The organism is Bradyrhizobium sp. (assembly GCF_035484855.1).
In the GTDB taxonomy this organism is placed as follows: Bacteria; Pseudomonadota; Alphaproteobacteria; order Rhizobiales; family Xanthobacteraceae; genus Bradyrhizobium.
Genome location: NZ_DATHOP010000250.1, coordinates 1 through 3,063, shown reverse-complemented (window position 1 = coordinate 3,063; position 3,063 = coordinate 1). Strand labels below are relative to the sequence as shown.

The following is a 3,063-nucleotide window of genomic DNA, read 5'->3' as shown; positions in this document are numbered from 1 at the left end:
TGATCAGCATCTCAACCTGTGCGAGTTCAAGGTGCCGGGTGCGGGCGACGCGCGCCGCTTGGTACTCCGCCGCCGCCGGACTCACCTCAGGATCGAGGCCGCTCGCGGATGCGGTCACGAGCTCGACCGGAACCGGCTGTTGGTTGTCGGGGTCGGCATCGTGCAGCGCCTTGGCGTTGGCTTTCACCGCGTCGATCAGCGCGGGATTGAGCGGCCCCAAATTCGAGCCGCTCGAGGCCAAGCCGTTGTAAGGCTGAGGGGTCGTGGCGGATGGACGCCCCCAGAAATACTTCGGATCGGAAAAGCTCTGGCCGATCAACGTCGATCCGATGAGCTTGCCGTCCTGATAGATCAAACTGCCTGCGGCTTGCTGCGGGAATGCCGTCTTCGCCGCGCCCGCGATGACCAACGGATACACAATTCCGACCAGCAGGGTCATCAGCACGAGCAGGCTGACGGCGGGGCGAATGAGTCTCATGAACATGTCTCTCTCCTCAAGCCCAGCCGCCCGCTACCAAGATCATGTCGATGAGTTTGATTCCGGGAAACGGAATGATGATGCCGCCCAGCCCATAGACGAGCAGATTGCGCCGCAGTAGCGGACCGGCGCCGAGCGGCCGGTACTTCACACCTTTGATCGCGAGCGGAATGAGCGCAACGATGATCAAGGCATTGAAAATTACCGCCGACAGAATCGCGGAGTTGGGCGTCGCGAGATGCATGATATTGAGCGCGCCCAATTCGGGGTACGTCATGGCGAAGGCGGCCGGAATGATGGCGAAGTACTTGGCGACGTCATTGGCAATCGAGAATGTCGTCAAGGCGCCGCGGGTCATCAGCATTTGCTTGCCGGTCTCGACGATCTCAATGAGCTTGGTGGGGTTCGAGTCGAGGTCGACCATGTTGCCGGCTTCCTTGGCGGCCTGCGTGCCGGTATTCATCGCCACCGCAACATCCGACTGCGCGAGCGCAGGCGCGTCGTTCGTGCCGTCACCCGTCATCGCCACGAGGCGTCCTTGGGATTGATGCTCGCGGATCAGTTTGAGTTTTGCCTCCGGCGTGGCTTCGGCGAGAAAATCGTCGACGCCCGACTCGGCGGCGATCGCGGCTGCCGTGAGGCGGTTGTCGCCGGTGATCATGATGGTCTTGATGCCCATATGCCGCAGGTCCGCGAAGCGCTCTTTGATGCCGCCCTTGACGATATCCTTCAGCTCGATGACCCCGAGCACACGGCCGCCATCGGCGACCACCAGCGGAGTACTGCCTTGCCGCGCGACGCGCTGCACCGCCTCTTCGACCGCAGCGGGAGTTTTCTTGCCGAGTGCTTCGATGTACGCAAAGATGGTGTTCGGAGCGCCCTTGCGGATCTTGCGCTCGCCGATGTCGACGCCGCTCATTCGGGTGTGCGCCGAAAACGGCACGAAGCTCGCGCCGAGCGCACTCAGATCTCGCTCGCGCAGGTTGAAACGCTGTTTGGCGAGAACCACGATGCTGCGTCCTTCCGGAGTCTCGTCGGCGAGCGAGGCCAGTTGCGCGGTGTCTGCCAATTCCTGCTCTGTCACACCGGGTGCGGGTAAAAACACCGTTGCCTGTCGATTGCCGAGCGTGATCGTGCCGGTCTTGTCGAGCAGCAGCACGTCGACATCTCCCGCGGCTTCCACGGCGCGGCCGGACGTGGCGATCACGTTGGCCTGCATCATGCGGCTCATGCCGGCGACACCGATCGCCGACAGCAGGCCGCCGATCGTCGTGGGAATGAGGCACACCAGCAGCGCCACGAGCGCGGTGATGGTGATTGGGCTGCCGACTTTACTGACGTCAACCGCGAACAACGAGAACGGCAGCAGCGTGACGATGACGATGAGAAACACCAGCGTCAATGCCACCAGCAAAATCGTCAGTGCAATTTCATTGGGCGTTTTCTGCCGCTTCGCGGCCTCGACCATCGAGATCATCCGGTCAAGAAAGGTTTCCCCGGGGTTGACCGTCACCCGCACCACCAGCCAATCCGACAGCACGCGTGTGCCGCCGGTGACGGAGGCGAAATCGCCGCCTGATTCGCGAATGACCGGCGCCGACTCGCCCGTGATGGCGCTCTCGTCGACCGAGGCAACACCTTCGATGACCTCACCGTCGGCCGGAATGGTGTCATGGGTCTCGACCAGCACGACGTCGCCCTTTCTTAAATCCTCTGCCTTGACCGAAGTCGTCTGCTTCGCGCCGGGGCTATTCTGGACCACGCGCTTGGCCATGACGGTTTGTCGCATGTTGCGAAGCGCGGATGCCTGTGCGCGGCTGCGGCCCTCGGCGAGCGCTTCGGCGAAGTTGGCGAAAATGACGGTGAACAGCAGCCAAATGGTAATGGCCAAAATGAACCCCGCCGGCGCCTCGCCGCGTCCGGCCAGCGCCTGGCCGTAGAGAATGGCCGTCACGACCGTGCCGAGATAGACCACGAACATCACCGGGTTGCGCCATTGAATGCGCGGATCGAGCTTTTTGAGGGACTCGAGCAGCGCGGGGCCCATGAGCTTGCGGTCAAACAGCGAGAGCGATTGGCGAGACATAGGGAACTCGTTACTTGGCGGCGGCGAGCAGGAAGTGCTCGACCACCGGTCCCAGCGCCAGCGCCGGAACATAGGTTAGGACACCGATCAACAGAATCGAACCAAGCAGCAGGGTCACGAACAAAGGCCCATGCGTCGGCATCGTGCCGTCTGTGATCGGGACGCGCTTCTTGGCCGCGAGCGATCCCGCAATGGCGAGCGCGGCCACGATGGGCCAGAAACGGCCGATGAACATGCAAAGGGCCGTCGCGACGTTATAGAAAACCGTGCTCGCGGTCAGTCCGCCGAAAGCGCTGCCGTTGTTGTTGGCGGCGGAGGTGAAGGCATACAGAATTTCACTGAAGCCGTGTGCGCCGGGATTGCCCACGCCGGCTTTGCCGGCGGCCGTCATCACGGCAACCGCCGTACCGATCAGAACCGCAAACGGAGTGGTCAGAATAAAGACCGAGGCCATCTTCATCTCGAATGCCTCGATCTTCTTGCCGAGGTACTCGGGGGT

3 protein-coding genes are annotated in these 3,063 nt (G+C 62.4%); all 3 read right to left on the bottom strand.

Features of this window, described 5'->3' with window-relative positions; all coding sequences use genetic code 11:
• Positions 1–484 (bottom strand): potassium-transporting ATPase subunit KdpC (kdpC, locus tag VK804_RS28910; RefSeq protein WP_325376598.1); only part of this gene is annotated, 484 nt, incomplete at its 3' end.
• Between the two features lie 10 nt (positions 485–494).
• Complete coding sequence (kdpB, locus tag VK804_RS28905) at positions 495–2,564, bottom strand: potassium-transporting ATPase subunit KdpB (RefSeq protein WP_325376599.1); 2,070 nt, start codon at positions 2,562–2,564, stop codon at positions 495–497.
• 10 nt (positions 2,565–2,574) lie between these two features.
• Positions 2,575–3,063, bottom strand: a 489-nt coding sequence (locus VK804_RS28900; RefSeq protein ID WP_325376596.1) for a potassium-transporting ATPase subunit KdpA, incomplete at its 5' end; no start/stop codon positions are given.